Genomic DNA, 1,779 nt, shown 5'->3' on the forward strand with positions numbered 1-1,779 from the left:
TTACCCACCACACCGTAAAGCCCGGTCATTCATGGCGGGGATATAAGGTGAGAGCGGCATCGCCGCTCCGGTTAGTGTGGTGTTTGTTGTTGCTCGATGTACTGGCGAATGATCTCTATCGGCGCGCCGCCACAACTGGATGCAAAATAGGACGGAGACCAGAGGACGCCTTTGTAGTAAAACCGTGCGGCGATATCAGGCCGCTCCTTTCGTAGTACGCGACTGGAAGCGCCTTTCAAGCTGTTGACCAGCGATGATACCGCCACCTTGGGCGGGTAATTCACCAGCAGGTGAACATGATCGGCCTCGCCATCCATTTCCTTCAGCTCAGCATCAAAACCGGCACAGATGTTGGTGAACAACTCCCGAAGACGGTCTATCGCGTCCTTGTCGAACACGGTTTTTCGGTATTTGGCGACAAAGACCAAATGCGCGTGCATCACAAATACGCAATGGCGGCCTGTTCTGATATCGTTGATTTGTGTCATAGACCAAACTATAGTGTGGTTATGAAGCGTCTACAAGCCTTTAAATACGAACTCAGTCCTAACGGCCAGCAAAAGCGGCAAATCCGCCGCTTTGCCGGTTCCTGTCGGTTCGTGTACAACAAGGCATTGGCGTTTCAGAAAGACCGCTACGAGCAAGGTGAGAAGAAACTGAGCTACGCGGGGCTGTGCAGGGAGCTAACGCAATGGAAGCTGGATACCTCAACCGAATGGTTGGCCGATACACCCTCCCAGGCTTTGCAGCAAAGCCTGAAGGATTTGGATCGGGCGTACACCAACTTCTTTGCCAAACGGGCTGAGTTTCCCCGCTTCAAGAAAAAGGGTGTATCCGACGGCTTTCGCTACCCACAAGGCACAAAACTGGAGCAGGTTAACAGTCGCCTATTCCTGCCCAAGCTGGGCTGGGTGCGGTACCGCAACAGTCGTGAGGCTCTGGGCACGGTGAAGAACATCACCGTCAGCCAGTCAGGCGGCAAGTGGTTTGTGAGCGTCCAGACCGAGCGTGAGGTTGAAACGCCGATCCCCAAAGGCGATGCCGTTGGCATCGATGTGGGCGTCGCCCGTTTCGCGTCGTTCGACAGGCCACTGGCGGCATTCGACGGGAAGGACTACCTAGAACCCCTTAACAGCTTCAAGAAACATCAGGATCGGCTGCGCAAAGCGCAGCAGGCCCTAAGCCGAAAAACCAAGTTCAGCAACAATTGGAAAAAAGCTAAAGCCAAAGTCCAGCGCATTCACGCCGGGATCGGCCATGCCCGCCGCGACTATCTGCACAAAGTCACGACCACGATCAGCCAAAACCACGCGATGGTGTGTGTCGAGGATTTAAAGGTGCGGAATATGTCAAAGTCGGCGGCCGGCACGGCCGATCAACCTGGGCGCAACGTCAAAGCCAAGTCTGGCCTCAATCGAAGCATTCTGGATCAGGGCTGGTTCGAGTTCCGCCGCCAGTTGGACTACAAGCTCCAATGGAGCGGGGGTTGGCTGGTGGCCGTGCCACCACGCAACACCAGCCGCACCTGCCCGGCCTGCGCTCATGTATCGGCAGAGAACCGCCGAACGCAAGCACAGTTCCTTTGCGTGGGCTGCGGCTTCGAGGAAAACGCCGATACCGTTGGCGCGATCAATGTATTAAGGGCGGGGCACGCCCGGTTCGCCTGCCAAGTGAGCGATGCACCAAAGTCGCCAGCAGCAGGAACCCATCGAGGTGAGTCAGCCCGTCAGGGTTGAACACGGTAGGAATCGCCTTCCTTCAGGTGGGCGAGGATGTCAA

At 56.2% G+C, this 1,779-nt stretch carries 2 protein-coding genes; one reads left to right on the forward strand and one right to left on the reverse strand.

Annotated features, from left to right (window positions below; translation table 11 throughout):
* Nucleotides 1-71: 71 nt before the first annotated feature.
* Nucleotides 72-488, reverse strand: coding sequence for an IS200/IS605 family transposase (gene tnpA / locus ACESMD_RS09580; protein ID WP_372612601.1), 417 nt, complete (start codon nt 486-488; stop codon nt 72-74).
* A 21-nt stretch (nt 489-509) separates the two neighbouring features.
* Here tnpA and ACESMD_RS09585 point away from each other — a divergent pair, with 21 nt between their 5' ends.
* On the forward strand, nt 510-1,736 hold the full coding sequence (locus ACESMD_RS09585; protein ID WP_372612603.1) for an RNA-guided endonuclease InsQ/TnpB family protein: 1,227 nt from the start codon (nt 510-512) through the stop codon (nt 1,734-1,736).
* Nucleotides 1,737-1,779 lie beyond the last annotated feature (43 nt).

It is taken from the genome of Halomonas sp. (genome assembly GCF_041689495.1).
Lineage (GTDB): Bacteria > Pseudomonadota > Gammaproteobacteria > Pseudomonadales > Halomonadaceae > Halomonas.